This window comes from Crossiella sp. CA198 (assembly GCF_052078295.1).
In the GTDB taxonomy this organism is placed as follows: Bacteria; Actinomycetota; Actinomycetes; order Mycobacteriales; family Pseudonocardiaceae; genus Crossiella.
The window spans coordinates 223,452-242,794 of sequence record NZ_JBQJIM010000003.1 but is presented as its reverse complement, the minus strand read 5'-3'; the positions used below and the strand labels follow the sequence as shown (position 1 = coordinate 242,794).

Here is a 19,343-nt window from a genome sequence, read left to right as displayed (position 1 = left end):
AGTGCGCGGGCGATCACTGCCAGCGGAACAATTTCGTTGCACCGAACATGGCCACGGCCGCGAAACCTGCCGCCACCAGCAGGTGCACCGGATTGGGCCAGTTGCCGGACCAGGCCGCCTGCATGGCCTGGGTGCCCGCGCCGAGCGGGCTGAACTCGCCGATCCGGCGGACCAGCTCCGGCATCAGCGGACCCGGCGTCCACAGTCCGGCCAGGAACATCAGCGGGAAGAACGCCAGAGTGCCGATGCCCTGGGCCGCCTTGGTGGTCGGCGCGAGCGCGGCGATCAGCAGGCCGATGCCGAAGACCGCCAGCGTGGCCAGCAGGAAGGACAGCAGGAAGGCGACCGGGTTGCGAGGCAGCGGGACGTCCGCGACGACCTTGCCCAGCCCGATCAGCACCACGGTGGACACCGTCACCATCAGCAGGTGCACCAGCAGTTGCGCGGCCAGCAGCCGGACCGGCGGCGTCGGGGTGGTGGCCAGGCGGCGCAGCACACCCAGTTCGCGGTAGTTGGCCAGGCTGCCGGAGAGCAGGCTCAGGCCGATCATGGCCAGCGACATCGCGATCAGCGTGGGCAGGTAGAAGTCGACGATCCGGGCGCCGCCGTAAGCCGCCTGCGGTTCGCGGAAGAACGGGATCGAGCCGAACACGATCAACAGGACCGGACCCAGCCCGAGGCTGAGCACAACGGCGGCCGGGTCACGCAGGAACAGGCGCAGTTCGGTGGCGCTCAGGCGGGTCAGGGCGGTCATCGGGCGGTTCCGTTCTGCTCGTCGGTGAGGGCGGCGCCGGTCAGCGCCAGGAAGGCATCGTCCAAAGTGGACCGTTCGATGCTCAGGTCCAGTGGGGTGAGCCGGTGCGCGGACAAGGTGGTGACCACCGCGTTGAGCAGGTTTCCCTTGCCGGACACGGTGATCCCGTCGCGCCGGGTGGTCATCGAGGTCACCTCGGGCAGTGCTCGCAGTGCTTGCTCCGGGACGGCGCCGTCGAGCCGGAAGGTCAGTCGCTGCTCACTGTCCACAGTGGACATGAGTCCGGCCGGACTGACCACCGCGAGCACCCGGCCCGCCTCGATCACCGCCAGCCGGTCGCAGAGCCGTTCAGCCTCGGCCATGAAGTGGGTGACCAGCAGGATGGTGACGCCGCGGTCGCGGACCTGTTCGATCAGCCGCCAGGTGTCCCGGCGGGCCTGCGGGTCCAGGCCGGTGGTCAGCTCGTCCAGCACCGCGACCTCCGGGTTGCCGATCAGCGCCAGCGCGATGGACAGCCGCTGTTTCTGACCGCCGGAGAGCTTCTTGAACGGGGTGCGGCGGTGCTCGGTCAGGCCCAGGGTGTCCAGCAGCGCGGCCGGATCCGCCGGGGCCGGGTAGAAGGAGGCGTACAGCTCGACCGCCTCGCCGACCCGGAGTTTGTCCGGCAGCGCCGCCTCCTGGAGTTGCACGCCGACCCGCTCGCGCAGCTGCGCGCCGTCCCGGGCCGGGTCCAGGCCCAGCACGCGCAACCGGCCGCCATCCGGGGTCCGCAACCCGGTCAGGCACTCCACCGTGGTGGTCTTGCCCGCGCCGTTGCGGCCCAGGATCCCGAAGATCTCCCCGCGTTCGACGCGGAAGGACACCTCCGCGACCGCGACCCTCTCGCCGTACCTCTTGTGCAGGTTCGCGACCTCGATGACCGGCATCTCCGGCAGCTCCCTCCTGGTTGGTGTTGCTGACCGGAGGAACGTTAGGAAGTCGCTGACCTGCGGAGAATCCGTCTGGGTCCCGAGCAGGGGTTGTGCTAGCCCCACCCTCGGCACGGTGTCTGGGCGGAGCGCGCGCGGCGGGCGGACTCGGTCAGACTGGGCCGGTCGAAGGAGGTGCGCGGATGGGCCGCGAGTACGTCACCGCACTCGGCCACGCGCTCCGGCTGCTCGGGCTCGCGGTGGCGGGGCTGGCGGTGCTGCTGTTCGGGCTGATGTGTTTCCTGCCCGCGATGGCCGGGCTGATCTTCTACTACGGCTGGGGGCTGCGGAACTGCCGCCCGTTCCTCAACCGGGTGCGGGCCGTGGTGAGCCAGTGGTCCGGGACGGAGATCGCACCGCCGTACCGGCCGCGGCCGCCGCTGCCCGAACGTGCCGCCGACGGGCTCTACCGGCTGGGTGACAGCCTCTACCGGTCCCGGCGCCGGCTGGTCTTCCAGCACAACCTGGCCTGGGTGTCCGACGATCCGGCCACCTGGCGGGACCTGCGCTGGCTGCTGGTCAACCCGGTGCTCGCCCCGCTCACCGCGCTGGCCACGGTGCTCGCGGGGCCGCGTGCACTCCGGGTATACAGCCGGTGGACCGCACATATGCTCGGTGTGCACCAGCCGTGCGGCGAGAACCGGTTCCTGCAGTGGCTGTTCCGCGGCTGGGAGGTGTCCTGGCGCGGGTTCCTGCTCGGCCTGCTCGCGCTGGCCGGACTGCCGATCCTGGTGGCCAGCCTGCTCGGCTTCCTCGTCTACCACGTGCTCGGGATGTGGCAGTTCTGGTGGCCGCCGCTGGTGGAGTACACCCGGCAGTTCACCGACCTGCACCGCCGGTTGCTGCGCGAGTGGACCGGGATCGAGGTGCCGGATCCGTACCTGCCGGTGCCGCTGCCGCCCCGGCCGGAGCCCGACGGCAAGTACCGCTACGGCAACCAGCTCTTCAGCACCGCCGCCCCGGTGCGGCGGATGCGCCGCTACGTCTGGGTGATGACCGACCGGGCCGCCTGGCGGGACCTGTTGTGGTTGCTGGCCAACACCATCGTGGCCCCGGTGCTGGTGCTGCTGCCGCCACTGGCCGCCATGGCCGGGCTGCTGTTCGGGGTGTGGCTGCCGCTGGTGGTCTCGCCGGTGATCTCGCTGTTCTTCGGCCGGGACATGCTGCCCACGATGTACCAGTGGATGCCGCTGGACCCGGTGCCGACCACGCTGTTCCGCACGCTCGGGCCGCTGATCGGTCTGCCACTCGCGGTATGCGTGGTGTATTCCGCGCCGGCCCTGCTCACCGGCTACGGCCGGTGGTGCGCCTTGCTGCTCGCACCGACCAAGGCGGCCCTGCTGGCCCAGCGGGTACGCAGGCTGACCGAGAGCCGCACCGAGGCGGTGGACGGTCAGGCCGCCGAACTGCGCCGGATCGAACGCGATCTGCACGACGGCGCGCAGGCCAGGCTGGTCGCCCTCGGCCTGACCCTGGGCACCGCCAAGGCGCTGGTGGACACCGATCCGGCGCGGGCCAAGGAGGTCCTGGACCAGGCGCTGGCCTCCTCCTCGTCGGCGCTGACCGAACTGCGGGAGCTGGTGGCAGGCATCCACCCGCCGGTGCTGGCCGAACGCGGCCTGGCCGACGCGATCCACGCGGTCGCGCTGGACGCCGCGCTGCCGGTGCGGCTGGAGGGGTCGCTGCCCGGCCGGTTCGAGCCGCCGGTGGAGTCCGCCGCCTACTTCGCGGTGTGCGAGCTGATGACCAACGCGATCCGGCACGCGGGCGCGGACACGATCGTTGTACGAGTTGTATACGACGCGGATACCTTGCGTATCAGCGTGGTGGACAACGGGTGTGGCGGCGCGGACCCGGCCGGTGGCAGCGGGTTGCGGGGCATCCGGCGGCGGCTGGGAGCATTTGACGGTCAGCTCATCCTGGACAGCCCGCCCGGCGGTCCCACGACGGTCAGCCTGGAGATCCCGTGCGCGTTGTCCTCGCCGAGGACCTCTACCTCCTCCGAGACGGCCTGACCCACCTGCTCACCGCACACGGTTTCCAGGTGGTCGCCGCGGTGGAGACCGGCCCCGAACTGCGCGCCGCGCTGACCGAGCACCGCCCGGACGTGGCCGTGGTCGACGTCCGGTTGCCGCCCACCCAGACCGACGAGGGCCTGCAGGTCGCCCTGGCAGCCCGCACCGAGACGCCGGGCCTGCCGATCCTGGTGCTCTCCCAGCACGTGCAACAGCTCTACGCCAGGGAACTCCTGGCTGACGGCACCGGCGCGATCGGCTACCTGCTCAAGGACCGGGTGTTCAACGCCGAGCAGTTCGTGGACGCCCTGCGCCGGGTCGCCGCAGGCGGCACCGTGATGGACCCGGAGGTCATCGCGAAGCTGCTGGACAGCTCCCCGCGCCGGTCCGGAGTGGACCGGCTGACCCCGCGCGAACGCGAGGTGCTGGAGCTGATGGCGGAGGGCCGCTCCAACGCCGCCATCGCCCAGCGCCTGTTCGTCAGCGAGGGCGCGGTCGGCAAACACACCGCGAGCATCTTCGGCAAGCTCGAACTGGCCCCGTCGGATGATGACAACCGCCGGGTGCTGGCCGTGCTCGCCTACCTGCACGGCACGACCGGCGCCTGACCCGCCCACAACGGCCAACACCCTGTCCCACGACTCTGTTGGCGAATCGGCGGCGTGATCCACACCCCGCACCACTTGGGCCAACTGGTACGCCCACTTGAGCCAAACCGGCGTACCAGTTTGCCCAACTCGCCGGAAGATCGGCGCGCCAGGGCGAATTCGCCAACAGAGGCGTCCCACTACGACCAACTCGGCGTACGACAACGGCCAAACTGGCGTACGACAACGGCCAACACGCGGTGTGGGGGTGCCGCGCGCTCCCGTGGGGTGGGGTCAGCGGGCGGGGCGGAGGACTGATGGGGGGAAGAGGCGGGAGCGCCAGCCCAGGGGTGAGCTGGCGGTGAGGCTTTCCAGGACCTGGCGGACGGCGGCGAACAGTTCCGGTTCCGGGTGTGGGGCGCCGCCGTACCAGGAGCGCTCCACCGCGCCGATGATCGTGCGCAGCCCGTTCTGGCCGCGTTCGTCCAGCTTGTGTTCGCGCACCAGTTTCCGCGCGGCCGCGCGCACCGTCTCGGTGCCGGCCGCCGCCGAGCCCCGGTCCACCGAGGCGGCCATCAGCTCCTGCCAGGCCGCGCCCGCCGCGTCCGGACCGCCCAGGGCGACCGCGTGCAGCCGCCGGTCGCGCAGGTACCGGCGCAACCAGGACGGCACCGCCAGCGCGACCCCGGCCACGCCGAGGGCCAGCAGCAGCCACCACACGATCGGGTGGACCAGGAACCACAGCGGCACCAGCACCGCGATCCCGCCGCACAGCGCGGCCAGGCCCCACCACAGTTCCGGCGGTTCCTTGCCGCCTGCGGCCACCCCGGCCCGCCGTTCCCGTCTGCGGGCCTGGCTGACCGCGGCGCCACGGGCGGCGGCGGCCATGGCCAGCAGGGCGAGTGGGCCGGAGGTGAACCAGACCCACACCGGCACGATGCTGTCGTCGCGGTTGTTGTCCTTGTTCCCCTGCTCGCCCTGGTCCTGGCCGGGAAGTCCGGTGGTGGTCGGCGCGGCGGTGGTGGTGCGGCCCGTGGACGGGACGACCGCGGAGCTGGTCGGCGCGCCAGGGGTGGGCTGCTCGTAGGTGCCCGTGGAGCCGCGGCTGTCCGGCAGTGGGGTCGGGTCGAACTGGATCCAGCCGACGCCGTTGAAGAACACCTCGACCCAGGCGTGCGCGTCGTTGGTGGTGATCGAGTAGTAGCCGCTGTTGTTGTAGCCGGGGGTGAACCCGACCGCGACCCGGGACGGCACGCCCACCGAGCGCAGCATGGCCGCCATCGAGGAGGCGAACTGCTCGCAGTAGCCGGTCTTGCCGTTGAACAGGAAGTCCACCAGCGGGTCGCCCTGGCCGGTGCCCGCGGTGCGCAGCTGGTACTTGAAGCCGCCGCTCTGGGCCAGGAAGTGGCGGATCGCGACGGCCTTGTCGTAGTCGGTGCCCGCGTTGCGGGTGATGTTGCGGGCCAGCGATTCGACCTGCGGGTCCACGTTGTGCTCGAAGTAGCGTTCGCCGATGAGCCCCGCGGTGCGGGACCGGCCGCCGGGCGCGGCGCGCATGGACTCGATGCTGGGTTCGGGCAGCACCGCGGACTGCAGGTACTTCCCGGCCTGCCGCTTGCTGGGGGCGTGCACGATGCCCGCGCCCGGATCGTAGTTCCAGTCCTCGGAGATGTTGGCCAGCTGCATCGGCACGCCGTAGACCGGCAGCCACGGGTCCAGGTAGCCGATCGCCTCGATCTCCACCTGCAGCGGCCTGCCCTCGGCGAGCAGCCGCTGCCGGGTGGTCCCCGGCGGCATCGCCAGCTCGCCGCGGGTGGACTGGTTGTCCAGCCTGCTGTCCACCTCGAAGCCGCGGGCGGTGTCGAACTTGCTCAGCGTGGTCACCCGCAGGTACGGCGGCTTCTCCGGCAGGCCGCGCACCCGGAACAGCTCGATGCTGCTGTCGCGTTCCAGCTGCCCGCGCAGCGAGGTGAACGTGTTGAGCCCGATGGAGGCGGTCGAGTCGGCCGCGCCGCCGCCGGGCAGCCTGCCCGCGGTGCCGACCATGGTCAGCACCGCGCCCGCGACCAGCGCGATCGCCACCGCGGACGCGGCGACTCCCGCGGCGGCCGGCGCCGAGCCGTCCCCGGAGCGCAGCGCGGGCAATCCGAGCCTGCCCCGCCACAGCCGGTGCCGCTGACGTTCGTCGATGACCAGCAGCAAGGCGAACCCGGCCGCGCCCGCCGCGAAGGACCACCAGGGCAGCAGTTCGTCGGCCAGCGAGGCGGGCACCGCGAACACGCACAGCAGCACCAGTCCGGAGGCCGCGGGCGCGGCGGCGGCCACCGCGAGGGTGTCCACCACGATCGCGACCAGGCCCAGCGCCACGCAGACCAGGCAGAGCATGGCCGCGGTGGCGGTCACCGGCGCCACCCCGGTCTGCACCTGCGCCATCGCCTGCCGCAGCACGCCGAGCAGATCGCCCAGCGCGCCGGGCCCTGGCAGCACGACCAGGATGCCGCTGCGGGTGAACACCGCGGTGAGGAAGCACAGCAGCCCGGCGAACTGGCCGAGCGCGACCAGCGGGGTCGGCGTGCGGACCGAGCGCAGCGCGATGCCGGTGCCCACGATCACCGCCACGGTGACCGCCACGAACACCAGCCAGCGCATGCCGCTGATGACCCCGGACAACGAGGTCGCCGCGGTCAGCACGGCCAGCCCGGCGGCACTGGGCACCACCGGCCCGGTCCAGCCGACCGGCGCGGTCACCGCCCTTCGCCTGTTCACCATCAGTCCTCGCTCACCATGGCCCAGCCCCGGCCACATGGCCGCTGGACATCCGTTCCGGCACGGTGTTGCACAGCAGTGACCACACCGCGGCCATGCCCTGTTCCGGCCGGGCCACCACCGCGCCCCAGCTGGCCGAGTTGAGCAGCCGCACCGCGTCGGCGGGGTCGTTGCCCCGCTCCTCGCGGGCGCTGGCCCAGCCGTTGACGTCGAGCACGATCGCCAGGCTGCGCACCCCGCGCGGCCGGAAGCGCACCAGTTCGGCGATCGAGGCCGGGGTGACATCGCCGAGCACCGCGATCATCTCCCGGCCGGCGCCGGGGTCGCCGGTGACGGCCAGTTGCGCGCGGTGCGCCGGGTGCAGCGCGGCCAGCGCGTCCAGCACCGGCATGTCGCTGAGTCCGGCCGAGGCGGAGCCACCGGCGAGCAGCACGCCCTCCTCGGTGCTCAGCCGCACGTGCTGACCGTGTTTGTGCAGGTGCAGGCAGATGCTCGCGGCCAGCGAGATCGCCCATTCCAGGCTGGAGGTGGGGCCGTTGCCGCGGTGCGCGGCGGCCCTGGTGTCCAGCAGCACGGACACGCCGCCGTGCCAGGGGCTTTCCTCGACCCGCACCATCAGCTCGTCCCGGCGCGCGGTGGACTTCCAGTGCACCTTGCGCAGGTCGTCGCCGTGCCGGTACTGCCGGATGATCGCGTCGTCCTCGCCCTGCCCGGCCCGCAGCCGGACCGCGCCGTCATCGCCCGCGCCCAGCCCGGAGCCGTGCGGCAACCCGTTGAGCGCCATCACCTTGGGCACCACGACGAGCCTGCTGCGGCCGCCGAGTTCGCGTTCGAATTCGGCGAGGCCGAAGGGGTCGGTGACCCTGGCGCGCAGCGGTCCGAGCTGGTGCACACCGCGCATGACGGGCTGCAGCGGGTAACGCAGCACCGCGGCGCTGCGCCGGGGCAGCCGTTCCACCACGAACCTGGGCTTGTTGCCCAGGGCGTAGGGCACGCCGTCCTCCAGCATCAGCCCGCCCGCGGGCAGCCGTCCCGAGCTGCGCACCTCCAGCCGGACCTCGGAGGCCGCGCCCACCTGCACCCGGTCGGGCACCAGGTGGCGCAGCGCGGCCAGGCCGATCCGGGCGTTCGCGGCCATCACCGCGGCGATGATCGGCAACGCGACCACGAACACCGCGATCCGCAGCAGGTCACGTTCGTCGAGCAGCAGCGCGCACAGGGCGGCGGCGAGTCCGGCGGCGAGCAGGCAACGGCCTCTGGTGGTCAGTCCCGCCAACGCGCCCATGGATCACCTGGCTCCGCGCAGGCCCGCGTGCCACTGCTGGCTCTGGTGGCCGGCCGGACCCTGCGGCACCGGCACCCGCTGGACGAGTCCGCGCACCAGGTCGGCGGGGGAGCGGCGAGCGGCCTGGGCCTCGGCGGTGAGCACCAGGCGGTGCGCGAGCACCGGCACGGCGACCGCGTGCACGTCGTCGGGCACCACGAACTCGCGGCCGGACAGCGCCGCCTGCGCCCGCGCGGCCCGCACCAGGTGCAGGGTGGAGCGCGGCGAGGCGCCCAGGCGCAGCTCGGGCAGGCGGCGGGTTGCCGAGACCAGCTCGACGCTGTAACGCCTGATCTCCGGCGAGAGATGTACCTCCCGAACGGTGGCGACGAGCTGGCGCACCCGTTCGGCGTCGGAGACGGGCTTGAGGTCGGCCATGGGGTCGTGTCCGGCGTGCTCGTCGACCATGGCCAGTTCGGCCTGCGGGTCGGGGTAGCCGATGGAGACCCTGGCGGTGAACCGGTCGCGCTGCGCCTCGGGCAGGGCGTAGGTGCCCTCCATCTCCACCGGGTTCTGGGTGGCGATGACCATGAACGGCGAGTCCAGCTCGTAGCTGCGGCCGTCCACGGTGACCTGGTGCTCCTCCATGCATTCCAGCAGGGCGGACTGGGTTTTCGGCGAGGCGCGGTTGATCTCGTCGCCGACCACGATGTTGGCGAAGACCGGGCCGGGCCGGAACTCGAACTCGCTGTTCTGGCGGTTGAAGATGGACACGCCGGTGATGTCGCTTGGCAGCAGGTCCGGGGTGAACTGGATGCGGCTGACCGAGCAGTCGATGGAGCGCGCGAGGGCCTTGGCCAGCGAGGTCTTGCCGACGCCCGGCACGTCCTCGACCAGGAGGTGGCCTTCGGCGAGCAGGGTGACCAGCGCGATCCGCACCACCTCGGGCTTGCCGACCAGCACCCGCTCGACGTTGGCCGCGATCCGTGAGGCCGTGGCGTGCAGCTCCGGCAGTCCGCCGCCCGACTCGCGCGAGTTCACCGTGGTCCCGTCCTCACCGAACTGGTGGCCGGCTAGCGCGGCGGGCTGGGTACTGGGCGTCACACGTCCTCCTGCTGAAATCATTCTGCCCCGTCGCTCCGCTCGCCCCGGACCCTGTGCGGCAGCCTGCCACGCAGTGTGTCAAAACCGGGCGAAGGCGGTTGTCGGTCAGGGTCAGTCTTACCGCACGCCTGGTTCGCCACATCGTCCCCCACTTCTCACCACCGTGGACGGCCGATAGACCAACTGGTTGCTCTTCGGGCCCGGATTCGTGGGCGCAGGGTGATCGGATGGCTGTCAATTCGCCCCGCTCGGGCTGCCTCTCCGGGCAGGACTGCATACATTCTGCCCCGTCGCTGCGCTCGCCCCGCCATCCCCGCCCCACCGAGGCCCACCGCCGTTTTCCTGCGAAAACGCCGACACACCCGGGGGACAACGGGTCCGTTTCGCGTTGACTGTGGGGGAAAGTGGGGTACTGTGGCGGCCGGTGGGGCAAACGGGGGCCCCGCTGCCGGTCCCGTCGGGTCGGTTGGGAGGTGCGTGGCCGATGTTCCTCGGCACTCACAGCCCAAAACTCGACGACAAGGGGCGGCTCACCCTGCCGGCGAAGTTCCGGGACGCACTCGCGGGGGGTCTGATGCTCACCAAGGGCCAGGACCACTGCCTGTTCGTCTTCCCGCGAGCGGAGTTCGAGCAGATGGCGCGGAAGGTGGCCGAGGCGCCGTTCACCAACGAGGCGGTCCGCGCGTACCAGCGCTACCTGTTCGCGGGCACCGACGAACAGCGACCTGACTCGCAGGGCCGGATCTCGATCACGCCGGAGCTTCGGCGTTATGCCTCACTGACCAAGGAGTGCGTGGTCATCGGGGCGATCAACCGGCTGGAGATCTGGGACGCCACCGCCTGGGAGCGCTACCTCGAGGAGAACGAGGAGAACTACGCGCAGGCCCGCGAGGAGGTGCTCCCCGGCATCTTCTGACCTGTGAGGCATTCGGATGCGGCTTGGCCTCGGTCCGCTCGGCTTTCGACCCTGGTGCACCTTCCCCGGCACCAGGTGCGACGGGCGGGCGGGGACCTGGCGGCATCGGGAGACGAACAAGGCACCTGCTTGTCGCGCATGGGCGGGTAAGAGAGGTAGTGACCGCCATGACGGGGCAGCCGCAGCACGTGTCGGTCCTGTTGGACCGCACGCTTGAGCTGCTCGCACCCGCGCTGAGCGGACCGGACGCCGTGGTGGTCGACGCCACGCTCGGTCTGGGCGGGCATTCCGAGGCCCTGCTGGCCGCACACCCCCGGCTGACGCTGATCGGCCTGGACCGGGACACCCAGGCGCTCAAGCTGGCCGGCGAGCGACTCGCGGTATACAACTCGCGTACCCACCTTGTGCACGCGGTGTACGACGAGCTGCCCGAGGTGTTGCTCGATCTCGGTATACCGCGGGTGCACGGCGTGCTCTTCGACTGCGGCGTCTCCTCCCTGCAGCTGGACGCGGTGGAACGCGGGTTCGCCTACTCCAAGGACTCCCCGCTGGACATGCGGATGGATCCGAGCGGCCCGGTCACCGCCGCGGACATCCTCAACACCTACAGCGCGGGCGAGCTGTCCCGGATCCTGCGCGACTACGGCGAGGAGCGCTTCGCCGGCCGGATCGCCGCCGCGGTGGTCCGCGAGCGGGAGAAGGAGCCGTTCAGCACGAGTGGACGCCTGGTGGACCTGCTGTATGCCAGCGTCCCCGCGGCCACCCGGCGCACCGGCGGGCACCCGGCCAAGCGGACCTTCCAGGCCCTGCGGATCGAGGTCAACGCCGAGCTGGACGTGCTGCGCCGGGCCATCCCGGCCGCCGTCGACGCGCTGCGGCTGGGCGGCCGGATCGCGGTGATGTCCTTCCAGTCGCTGGAAGACAAGATCGTCAAACGGGTGCTGGTCCAACGGGCCACCTCGACCACGCCGCCGGGGCTGCCGGTGGAGCTGCCCGGCCACGGCCCGGAGCTGAAGCTGCTCACCCGAGGGTCGGAACAGGCCGGTGAACAGGAACAGGCGGTCAACCCGAGGGCCGCCTCGGTGCGGCTGCGGGCCGCGGAGCGGATCAGGGAGGCGACATGACCGCACCAGCACGGCAGACCCCACCCGAACTGCCGGAGCACGCGAGCCCGGCCACACCGGGCGACCGCGGCCGGTCCACCGCCGCCGAACGCGCCTACGCCCGCCGCGAGCAGCGCAAGGACCGCTGGCTGCGGCCGGTGCAGGAACGCGCCGCCGCGACCGGCTTCCGCGCGCCGTTCGTGCTCATGGTGATGTCGCTGCTGGGCATCGGCCTGGTCACCTCGCTGTGGCTGACCACGGCCGCGGCCGCCGACTCGGTGAAGCTGGAGCAGATCAAGAAGGACGCGCGCGCGCAGGCCGAACTGGTCGAGTTGCTGCGCCGGGAGGTCGCCACCAAGGAGTCCCCGGCCGAGCTGGACCGCAAGGCCAGGGAGATGGGCCTGCTGCCCGCGGTCGACCCGGCCATGCTGGTGCAGCGGCCGGACGGCAGCTGGGCCCTGGTCGGCGAGCCGAAGGCGGTCAAGCCCGCGCCCCGGCAGCAGCCGAACCCGCCAGCGCAGAACCCGGCCCCGCCGGCCAGCCCGCCCGCGCCGAACAACCCGCCTGCGCAGAACCCGCCGCCCGACCAGGGGCAACAGGGCGGCGCGCCGGGGCAGCCCGCCGGCCAGAACGCGCAAGGCCAGGGTCAGCCCGCTCCGGATCAGCAGGGACAGCCCGCGCAGGGACAGCAGCAACCGGGTGGCCCGGCCGAGGGCGCGGGTCAGCCAGGAGGAGCCGGCTGATGCAGCGTTCGCGCACGAGCCGCCCGGTCCGGTCGCGGTCCGTCCGCGGCGCCCGGACCAGCCGCCCGCCCGGCGGCATGGGCAACCACCGCACCCGCGCCGTGGTCGGCCGGATCATGCTGGTCATCGCGCTGGTCGCGGCCGGGGTGAAGCTGATCGAGGTGCAGGTCATCAACGCGGGCGAACTCTCCGCGGCCTCCCAGCGTCAGCGCAGCACCCCGCAGGAGCTGCCCGGCCCGCGCGGATCGATCACCGACCGCAACGGCGCGCTGCTCGCCTTCTCCAGCCAGGTCCGCGCGCTCTACGCGCTTCCGCAGCGGATCAGCCAGGAGTGGGACAAGGCGGCCGAGGACGCCAAGACCAAGGGCGCCAAGGAACACGTGCCCAACGGGGACGAGCGCAAGCGCAACATCGCGGCCAAGTTCAAGCAGGTGCTCGGGGACCAGGTCAACGAGAACGACATCCTGGACAAGCTGCGCAGGGAAGCCAAGTACGTGGTGCTGGCGCCCAACGTGGAGCCCGGCAAGGCCAGGGAGATCACCAAGGCGTTCTCCGACATCGGCGCCGAGTCCCGGGAGGAACGGCAGTACCCCGGCGGCACGCTGGCCTCCGACCTGCTCGGCTTCGCGAACTGGCGGATGGAGGACAAACCCAACCGCCTGGCCGGGATCGAAGGCCTCGAGAACATGCGCAACGACCTGCTGACCGGCAAGAACGGCAAGCGGATCGTGGACACCGTGGCCAACAACGAGGACGCGGTCATCCCCGGCAGCGAGCGCGAGCTGATCCCGCCGACACCCGGCTCCGACCTGGAGCTGACCATCGACGCGGACCTGCAGTACCGGTTGCAGCAGCAGCTCACCGACTACGTCCGCCGGGTGGGCGCGCGCAACGGCTCGGCCGTGGTGCTGGACGCCAAGACCGGCGAGGTCTACGCGCTGGCCGATGACAAGCCGTACGACCTGAAGAACTTCACCACCGCGACCAAGGACCAGCTCAACCGGTTCGCGGTCACCTCGCCGTTCGAGCCCGGCTCGGTGAACAAGATCGTCACCGCCGCGGCCGCGATCGAGTACGGCCTGGTCACCCCGACCACGGTGCTCAGCGTGCCGGGCAGCATCAGCTACCCGGGGCACGTCGTCTCCGACGCCTGGGACCACGGCACCGAGCGGATGACCTTCACCGGGGTGCTGGCCAAATCCTCCAACGTGGGCACCCTGCTCACCGCCAAGGAGATCGGCGAGGACCGCTACGCCGACATGCTGGCCAAGTTCGGCCTGGGCAAGCGCACCGGCGTCGGCCTGCCCGGCGAGTCGCCGGGCACGGTGCCGCCGCGCTCGCAGTGGTCGCAGTCCACCTTCGGCAACCTGCCGATCGGCCAGGGCCTGAACATGACCGTGCTGCAGATGGCCGGGATGTACCAGATCATCGCCAACGACGGGGTGCGCGTCCCGCCGCGGATCGTGCGCGCCGAACTCGTCTCCACCCCCGGCGGCGGGGCCGATGCCAAGCAGCGTCGCGAGGAGAAACGCCCGGACGGGGTGCGGGTGGTCTCCCCGGAGACGGCCAAGACGGTGCGGGACATGATGCGCGCGGTGGTGCAGCAGGTGCCAGGCAAGCCGGACCTGCGCGGCACCGGGCCCGCGGCGGCGCTGGAGGGCTACCAGATCTCCGGCAAGACCGGCACCGCGCAGCAGGTCGAGAACGGCCGGTACAGCCAGAGCCAGTACTGGATCACCTTCGCCGGCATGGTGCCCGCGGACAACCCGCGGTTCGTGGTGGGACTGATGCTGGACGCGCCCACCGAGGGCGGCGCGGAGGGCAAGTCCGCGGCCCCGCTCTTCCACGAGGTCGCCTCCTACCTGGTGCAGCGCTACCGGATCCCGGTCTCCCCGGAACCCAGCCCGATCCAGAGCCTGATCGTGCGCTGATCGCCCAGCACAGACGCGAAAGCCCCGCTCCGGCAAGCGGAGCGGGGCTTTGTCAGCGGGTGGGTCAGAGGCGGCGCAGCACCGCGACGACCTTGCCCAGGATCTGCGCCTCATCGCCCAGGATCGGCTCGTAGGCCGGGTTGTGCGGCATCAGCCAGACGTGCCCGTCGCGGCGTTTGAACGTCTTCACCGTGGCCTCGCCGTCGATCATCGCGGCCACCACGTCCCCGTTGTCCGCGTCGGGCTGCTGACGCACGGCCACCCAGTCCCCGTCGGTGATGGCCGCGTCGACCATCGAGTCGCCGACCACCTTGAGCAGGAACAGCGAACCCTCGCCGACCAGCTCCTTGGGCAGTGGGAAGACCTCCTCCACCGACTCCTCCGCCAGGATCGGGCCACCGGCGGCGATGCGACCGACGACCGGCACATAGGTCGGGACCGGGCGGGCGAAGCCCTCCGGCTCCTCCTCACCCTCCGGCGTGCGCACGCCGTAGGCCCGCGGGCGGTTGGCGTCACGCCGCAGGTAGCCCTTGCGCTCCAGCGCGCGGAGCTGATGGGCCACCGAGGAGGTGGAGTTCAGTCCGACCGCCTCGCCGATCTCCCGGATGCTGGGCGGGTAGCCGAAGCGCTCCAGCCAGTCCTTGATGACCTCCAGGACCCTGGTCTGCCTGGGGGTCAGGCCCACGAGTTCGGCGCCCTCGGCCACCGGCGCCGGTAGGACGTGCACCTCGGCCCGTCGCGCCGCCTCCCCCGCCTCGGCAGCGGGTTCAGCGCCGGTAAGAACAGGCTCCTTGGTCGTCTCGCGTGCCACGGGGGTGCCCTCCAGATCCCAGGTGAACTCAGGTTCGAACGGTAGTCGCACAGCGTGCCCAGATCAAACGCGTGTTCGAACGACACGCCGGAAATGCTTCAAATCAGCGCGCCGTGGTGGTAGACATTCGCACGGACGTTCGATCGAACAGGCGTTCGATCAGCGTCCGGGCCAGGGACCGCTCGCGTTGGATGGAGACGTCATGTCGGCGCTCACGCACACCGAAACCGCGCAGCAGCAGGCCGGGGCCGGCCACGTGCCCGCGCACGTCGCCTGGCAGCGGCGCAGCCTGCGGGTCCGCCGGGCCGGGGACGGCGCCCGGCCGCACGGGCGCCCGGACAGCGAGCTGTCCGCCGAGGAGGCCGGCCGGGTGATCGCCACCTGCGGACCGGCCCGGCGCCGCGCCACCTGGGTGGACGTGGTGCTGGTCGCCCTGGTCACCGCGCTGGCCGTGCTCGGCCTCGGCCTGCTCGCCGAGCTACGGATGGGCGGTGACACCGCCCCGCTGCCCGCCAAGACCATGCTCACCCAGCTCGGCGCCGGCGAGACCCTGACCGACCTGGCCCGCAGGGTCGCCCCCGGCCGCTCCACCGCCGAGGTCATCGCGCGCATCCACGAGCTGAACGCCTCGCTGTCCAATGGTCCGCACGCCGGTCAGCCGCTGTGGGTGCCCGACCTGGACACCGACCCCGCCCGGCCCTGAGCCCGGCCGCGATCCGGCCCTGAACTGGGCCGTCTGTCACCTGATGGCGTGATCCCGCTCGCATGTCCCCCCGACGCGTGATGACATGCGCCTGTCAACTTGCTTCCTTAACCCGCTCGGCCTAGTTTCTACCCCTACATCTAGTAGTTACACCGCTGTGTTTGTCCCACTGATTGGGTCGAGGCGGCTGGTGCGGGGAAGGGGCGAGGACCGTGCGGTGTCCATTCTGCCGGCATGCCGACTCGCGGGTGGTGGACTCCCGCGAGGTCGACGAGGGCCAGGTCATCCGCCGTCGCCGGTCCTGCCCGCAGTGCAGCCGCCGGTTCACCACGGTCGAGGAGGCCGTGCTGGCGGTGGTGAAGCGCTCCGGCGTCACCGAGCCCTTCAGCCGGGAGAAGGTGGCCCGCGGGGTCAGCCGCGCCTGCCAGGGCCGCCCGGTCGATGAGGACAAGCTGCAGCTGCTGGCCCAGCAGGTGGAGGAGGCGATCCGCTCCACCGGCGTCGCGGAGGTGCCCAGCCACGAGGTGGGCCTGGCCATCCTCGGTCCACTGCGCGAGCTGGACGAGGTCGCCTACCTGCGTTTCGCCAGCGTGTACCGGTCCTTCACCTCGGTGGAGGATTTCGAGAAGGAGATCCTCGACCTCCGCGAGGCCAAGGCGCCCGAGGCCGGGGACGAGCAGGAAGCGGCGAAGAGCGAATGACCAGCCAGGAACGGCGTCCCGGTCAGCGCGCCAAGGGCGCGACGGCCAAGACCCCGGCGGCGAAGAACAAGAAGAGTCTTGCCGGACCGAATCGGACGGGGACACCGGACGGGGCCAGGCGTGCAGCAGCGAGCGAGGGAGAGCAAAAGGTCATGACGGAGACCGTCGGGACCCCGGCCGCCGGGGAGCAGGCCACCGGCCTGCGCATGGAGCGCGTCTACACCACCGCCGGTGTGCACCCCTATGACGAGGTCACCTGGGAGCACCGCGACGTCGTCATGACCAACTGGCGCGACGGCACGGTGAACTTCGAGCAGCGCGGAGTGGAGTTCCCCGGCTTCTGGTCGGTGAACGCGGTCAACATCGTGACCAGCAAGTACTTCCGCGGCGCTGTCGGCACCGACAAGCGCGAGAGCAGCCTGCGCCAGCTCATCGACCGGGTGGTGCTGACCTACACCAAGGCCGGGGTGGACAACGGCTACTTCGCCACCCAGCAGGACGCGGAGATCTTCGAGCACGAGCTGACCTGGATGCTGCTGCACCAGGTGTTCAGCTTCAACTCGCCGGTCTGGTTCAACGTCGGCACCGCCTCCCCGCAGCAGGTCTCGGCCTGCTTCATCCTCGCCGTGGACGACACCATGGAGTCGATCCTCAACTGGTACAAGGAAGAGGGCCTGATCTTCAAGGGCGGCTCGGGCGCCGGGGTCAACCTCTCCCGCATCCGTTCCTCCCGCGAACTGCTCTCCTCCGGCGGCAGCGCCTCCGGCCCGGTCTCCTTCATGCGCGGCGCGGACGCCTCCGCGGGCACCATCAAGTCCGGCGGAGCGACCCGGCGCGCGGCCAAGATGGTCATCCTCGACGTGGACCACCCCGACGTGGAGGAGTTCATCGAGACCAAGGCCCGCGAGGAGGAGAAGATCCGCATCCTCCGGGACGGCGGCTTCGACATGGACCTCGGTGGCAAGGACATCACCAGCGTCCAGTACCAGAACGCGAACAACTCGATCCGGGTCTCGGATGAGTTCATGCGGGCCGTGGAGGGCGGCGGCAGCTACCACCTGCGCTCCCGCACCACCGGCGAGGCGATCGACTCCAGGGACGCCAAGGAGATCTTCCGCAAGCTGGCCAAGGCCGCCTGGGAGTGCGCGGACCCCGGCATCCAGTACGACGGCACGATCAACGACTGGCACACCTGCCCGGAGTCGGGCCGGATCAGCGCGTCCAACCCGTGCTCGGAGTACATGCACCTGGACAACTCCAGCTGCAACCTGGCCTCGCTGAACCTGATGAAGTTCCTCAACGAGGACGGCAGCTTCGCCGGTGAGCGCTTCGCCAAGGCGGTCGAGTTCGTCATCACCGCGATGGACATCTCCATCTGCTTCGCCGACTTCCCGACCGAGCCGATCGGCGAGACCACCCGCAAGTTCCGCCAGCTCGGCATCGGCTACGCCAACCTGGGCGCGCTGCTGATGGCCACCGGCCACGCCTACGACTCCGACGGCGGGCGCGCGCTGGCCGCCGCGATCACCTCGCTGATGACCGGCACCGCGTACAAGCGCTCCGCCGAACTGGCCGGGGTGGTCGGCGCGTACGAGGGCTACGCCCGCAACGCCGACGGCCACCAGCGGGTCATGCGCAAGCACGCCGCGGCCAACGACCTGGTCCGCACCATGCACAGCAACGACAAGGCCGTGCACAAGCTGGCCACCATCGCCTGGCAGGACTGCCTGGCCACCGGCAACCGCAACGGCTGGCGCAACGCGCAGGCCAGCGTGCTCGCCCCCACCGGCACCATCGGCCTGATGATGGACTGCGACACCACCGGCATCGAACCGGACCTGGCGCTGGTCAAGTTCAAGAAGCTGGTCGGCGGCGGCTCCATGCAGATCGTCAACCAGACCGTGCCGCGCGCGCTGACCGCCCTGGGCTACCAGGACGAGCAGGTCGAGGCGATCGTGGAGTACATCGGCGAGCACGGCCACGTGGTGGACGCGCCGGGCCTGCGGCTGGAGCACTACGAGGTCTTCGACTGCGCGATGGGCGAGCGTTCCATCGCCGCGATGGGCCACGTCCGGATGATGGCCGCGGTGCAGCCGTTCATCTCCGGCGCCATCTCCAAGACGGTGAACATGCCGGAGACGGCCACCGTGGAGGAGGTCGAGAAGATCTACTACGAGGGCTGGAAGCTCGGCCTGAAGGCACTGGCGATCTACCGGGACAACTGCAAGGTCGGCCAGCCGCTCTCGGCGGGCAAGAGCGCGACCAAGTCCGGCGAGAGGCAGCCCGAGACGATCATCGAGTACCGCCCGGTCCGCAAGCGGCTGCCGAAGAAGCGGCCCAGCCAGACGGTGTCCTTCACCGTGGGCGGCGCCGAGGGCTACCTGACCGCGGGTTCCTTCCCGGATGACGGCCTCGGCGAGATCTTCGTCAAGCTCGGCAAGCAGGGCTCGACCCTGGCCGGTGTCATGGACGCCTTCTCCATGTCCATCTCGGTGGGCCTGCAGTACGGCATCCCGCTGGAGTTCTACGTCTCGAAGTTCATGAACCAGCGCTTCGAGCCGGCGGGCATGACCGACGACCCGGACGTCCGCATCGCCACCAGCGTGCTGGACTACCTGTTCCGCCGCCTGGCCCTGGACCACCTGTCACCCGCCAAGCGCGCCGAACTCGGCATCCTCACCGCCGACGAGCGTTCGGCCCAGGTGGAGGCCGAGTACGGCGGCGGCGAGGTCGACCTGACCGCCCTGCGCACCACGGTCGAGGCCAAGCCCGCCACGGGCAAGGGCGAGGTCGCGGCCAAGCCGGCCGAGGTCACGGCGGGCAGCTCGACCGAGCTGATCGAGTTGCAGCTGGGCATGGCCGCCGACGCGCCGCTGTGCTTCACCTGCGGCACGAAGATGCGCCGCGCGGGTTCCTGCTACGTGTGCGAGGGCTGCGGCTCGACCTCCGGCTGCAGCTGACCATCAGCACCGGTTGA

15 protein-coding genes are annotated in these 19,343 nt (G+C 71.1%); 9 read left to right on the top strand and 6 right to left on the bottom strand.

Going from position 1 to position 19,343, the window contains the following annotated elements:
• Positions 1 to 13 precede the first annotated feature (13 nt).
• Positions 14 to 754 carry an ABC transporter permease gene (locus ACTOWY_RS06215; protein ID WP_441308637.1) on the bottom strand — a complete coding sequence of 247 codons (741 nt, stop codon included), beginning with the start codon at positions 752 to 754 and terminating at the stop codon, positions 14 to 16.
• A complete protein-coding gene (locus tag ACTOWY_RS06210; protein WP_441308636.1) occupies positions 751 to 1,680 on the bottom strand; it encodes an ABC transporter ATP-binding protein in 930 nt (309 codons plus the stop codon). Before ACTOWY_RS06210 ends, ACTOWY_RS06215 begins: the two co-directional genes overlap by 4 nt.
• 185 nt (positions 1,681 to 1,865) lie before the next feature.
• Between ACTOWY_RS06210 and ACTOWY_RS06205 the strand changes: the two genes are divergently transcribed.
• Both ACTOWY_RS06205 and ACTOWY_RS06200 read left to right on the top strand, forming a co-directional pair.
• Complete coding sequence (locus ACTOWY_RS06205; protein WP_441308635.1) at positions 1,866 to 3,737, top strand: sensor histidine kinase; 1,872 nt, start codon at positions 1,866 to 1,868, stop codon at positions 3,735 to 3,737.
• The gene (locus ACTOWY_RS06200; protein ID WP_441308634.1) at positions 3,689 to 4,345 is read left to right on the top strand and encodes a response regulator; all 657 of its coding nucleotides are present in this window, start codon (positions 3,689 to 3,691) and stop codon (positions 4,343 to 4,345) included. The genes ACTOWY_RS06205 and ACTOWY_RS06200 overlap by 49 nt, the downstream gene beginning before the upstream one ends.
• 273 nt (positions 4,346 to 4,618) lie before the next feature.
• Here ACTOWY_RS06200 and ACTOWY_RS06195 read toward each other — a convergent pair whose 3' ends face one another.
• From ACTOWY_RS06195 to ACTOWY_RS06185, 3 genes are read right to left on the bottom strand one after another with little or no spacing between them, the layout of a single operon-like run.
• Entirely contained in the window at positions 4,619 to 7,090 is a 2,472-nt protein-coding gene (locus ACTOWY_RS06195) for a transglutaminase family protein (RefSeq protein ID WP_441308633.1), read from the bottom strand.
• A gap of 13 nt (positions 7,091 to 7,103) precedes the next feature.
• Positions 7,104 to 8,375 (bottom strand): DUF58 domain-containing protein, encoded by a 1,272-nt coding sequence (locus tag ACTOWY_RS06190; protein ID WP_441308632.1) that lies wholly within the window; start codon positions 8,373 to 8,375, stop codon positions 7,104 to 7,106.
• A 3-nt stretch (positions 8,376 to 8,378) separates the two neighbouring features.
• Positions 8,379 to 9,458: an AAA family ATPase gene (locus tag ACTOWY_RS06185; RefSeq protein WP_441308631.1), complete on the bottom strand. Its 1,080-nt coding sequence runs from the start codon at positions 9,456 to 9,458 to the stop codon at positions 8,379 to 8,381.
• A gap of 484 nt (positions 9,459 to 9,942) precedes the next feature.
• Between ACTOWY_RS06185 and mraZ the strand changes: the two genes are divergently transcribed.
• From mraZ to ACTOWY_RS06165, 4 genes are all read left to right on the top strand, one after another.
• The gene (gene mraZ / locus ACTOWY_RS06180) at positions 9,943 to 10,374 is read left to right on the top strand and encodes a division/cell wall cluster transcriptional repressor MraZ (protein ID WP_441308630.1); all 432 of its coding nucleotides are present in this window, start codon (positions 9,943 to 9,945) and stop codon (positions 10,372 to 10,374) included.
• A 167-nt stretch (positions 10,375 to 10,541) separates the two neighbouring features.
• Entirely contained in the window at positions 10,542 to 11,498 is a 957-nt protein-coding gene (rsmH, locus tag ACTOWY_RS06175; RefSeq protein WP_441308629.1) for a 16S rRNA (cytosine(1402)-N(4))-methyltransferase RsmH, read from the top strand.
• Positions 11,495 to 12,220, top strand: a complete 726-nt coding sequence (locus ACTOWY_RS06170) for a hypothetical protein (RefSeq protein WP_441308628.1) — start codon at positions 11,495 to 11,497, stop codon at positions 12,218 to 12,220. Before rsmH ends, ACTOWY_RS06170 begins: the two co-directional genes overlap by 4 nt.
• Positions 12,220 to 14,151 carry a peptidoglycan D,D-transpeptidase FtsI family protein gene (locus ACTOWY_RS06165; RefSeq protein ID WP_441308627.1) on the top strand — a complete coding sequence of 644 codons (1,932 nt, stop codon included), beginning with the start codon at positions 12,220 to 12,222 and terminating at the stop codon, positions 14,149 to 14,151. Before ACTOWY_RS06170 ends, ACTOWY_RS06165 begins: the two co-directional genes overlap by 1 nt.
• A gap of 64 nt (positions 14,152 to 14,215) precedes the next feature.
• Here the strand turns inward: ACTOWY_RS06165 and lexA are convergent, their stop codons facing one another.
• On the bottom strand, positions 14,216 to 14,962 hold the full coding sequence (lexA, locus tag ACTOWY_RS06160; protein ID WP_374205825.1) for a transcriptional repressor LexA: 747 nt from the start codon (positions 14,960 to 14,962) through the stop codon (positions 14,216 to 14,218).
• Positions 14,963 to 15,164: 202 nt separating this feature from the next.
• Here lexA and ACTOWY_RS06155 point away from each other — a divergent pair, with 202 nt between their 5' ends.
• From ACTOWY_RS06155 to ACTOWY_RS06145, 3 genes are all read left to right on the top strand, one after another.
• Positions 15,165 to 15,665 (top strand): hypothetical protein, encoded by a 501-nt coding sequence (locus ACTOWY_RS06155; RefSeq protein WP_441308626.1) that lies wholly within the window; start codon positions 15,165 to 15,167, stop codon positions 15,663 to 15,665.
• Positions 15,666 to 15,877: 212 nt separating this feature from the next.
• A complete protein-coding gene (gene nrdR / locus ACTOWY_RS06150) occupies positions 15,878 to 16,366 on the top strand; it encodes a transcriptional regulator NrdR (protein ID WP_247760366.1) in 489 nt (162 codons plus the stop codon).
• A gap of 152 nt (positions 16,367 to 16,518) precedes the next feature.
• Entirely contained in the window at positions 16,519 to 19,326 is a 2,808-nt protein-coding gene (locus ACTOWY_RS06145) for a vitamin B12-dependent ribonucleotide reductase (protein WP_441308625.1), read from the top strand.
• The last annotated feature ends 17 nt before the right edge of the window (positions 19,327 to 19,343 follow it).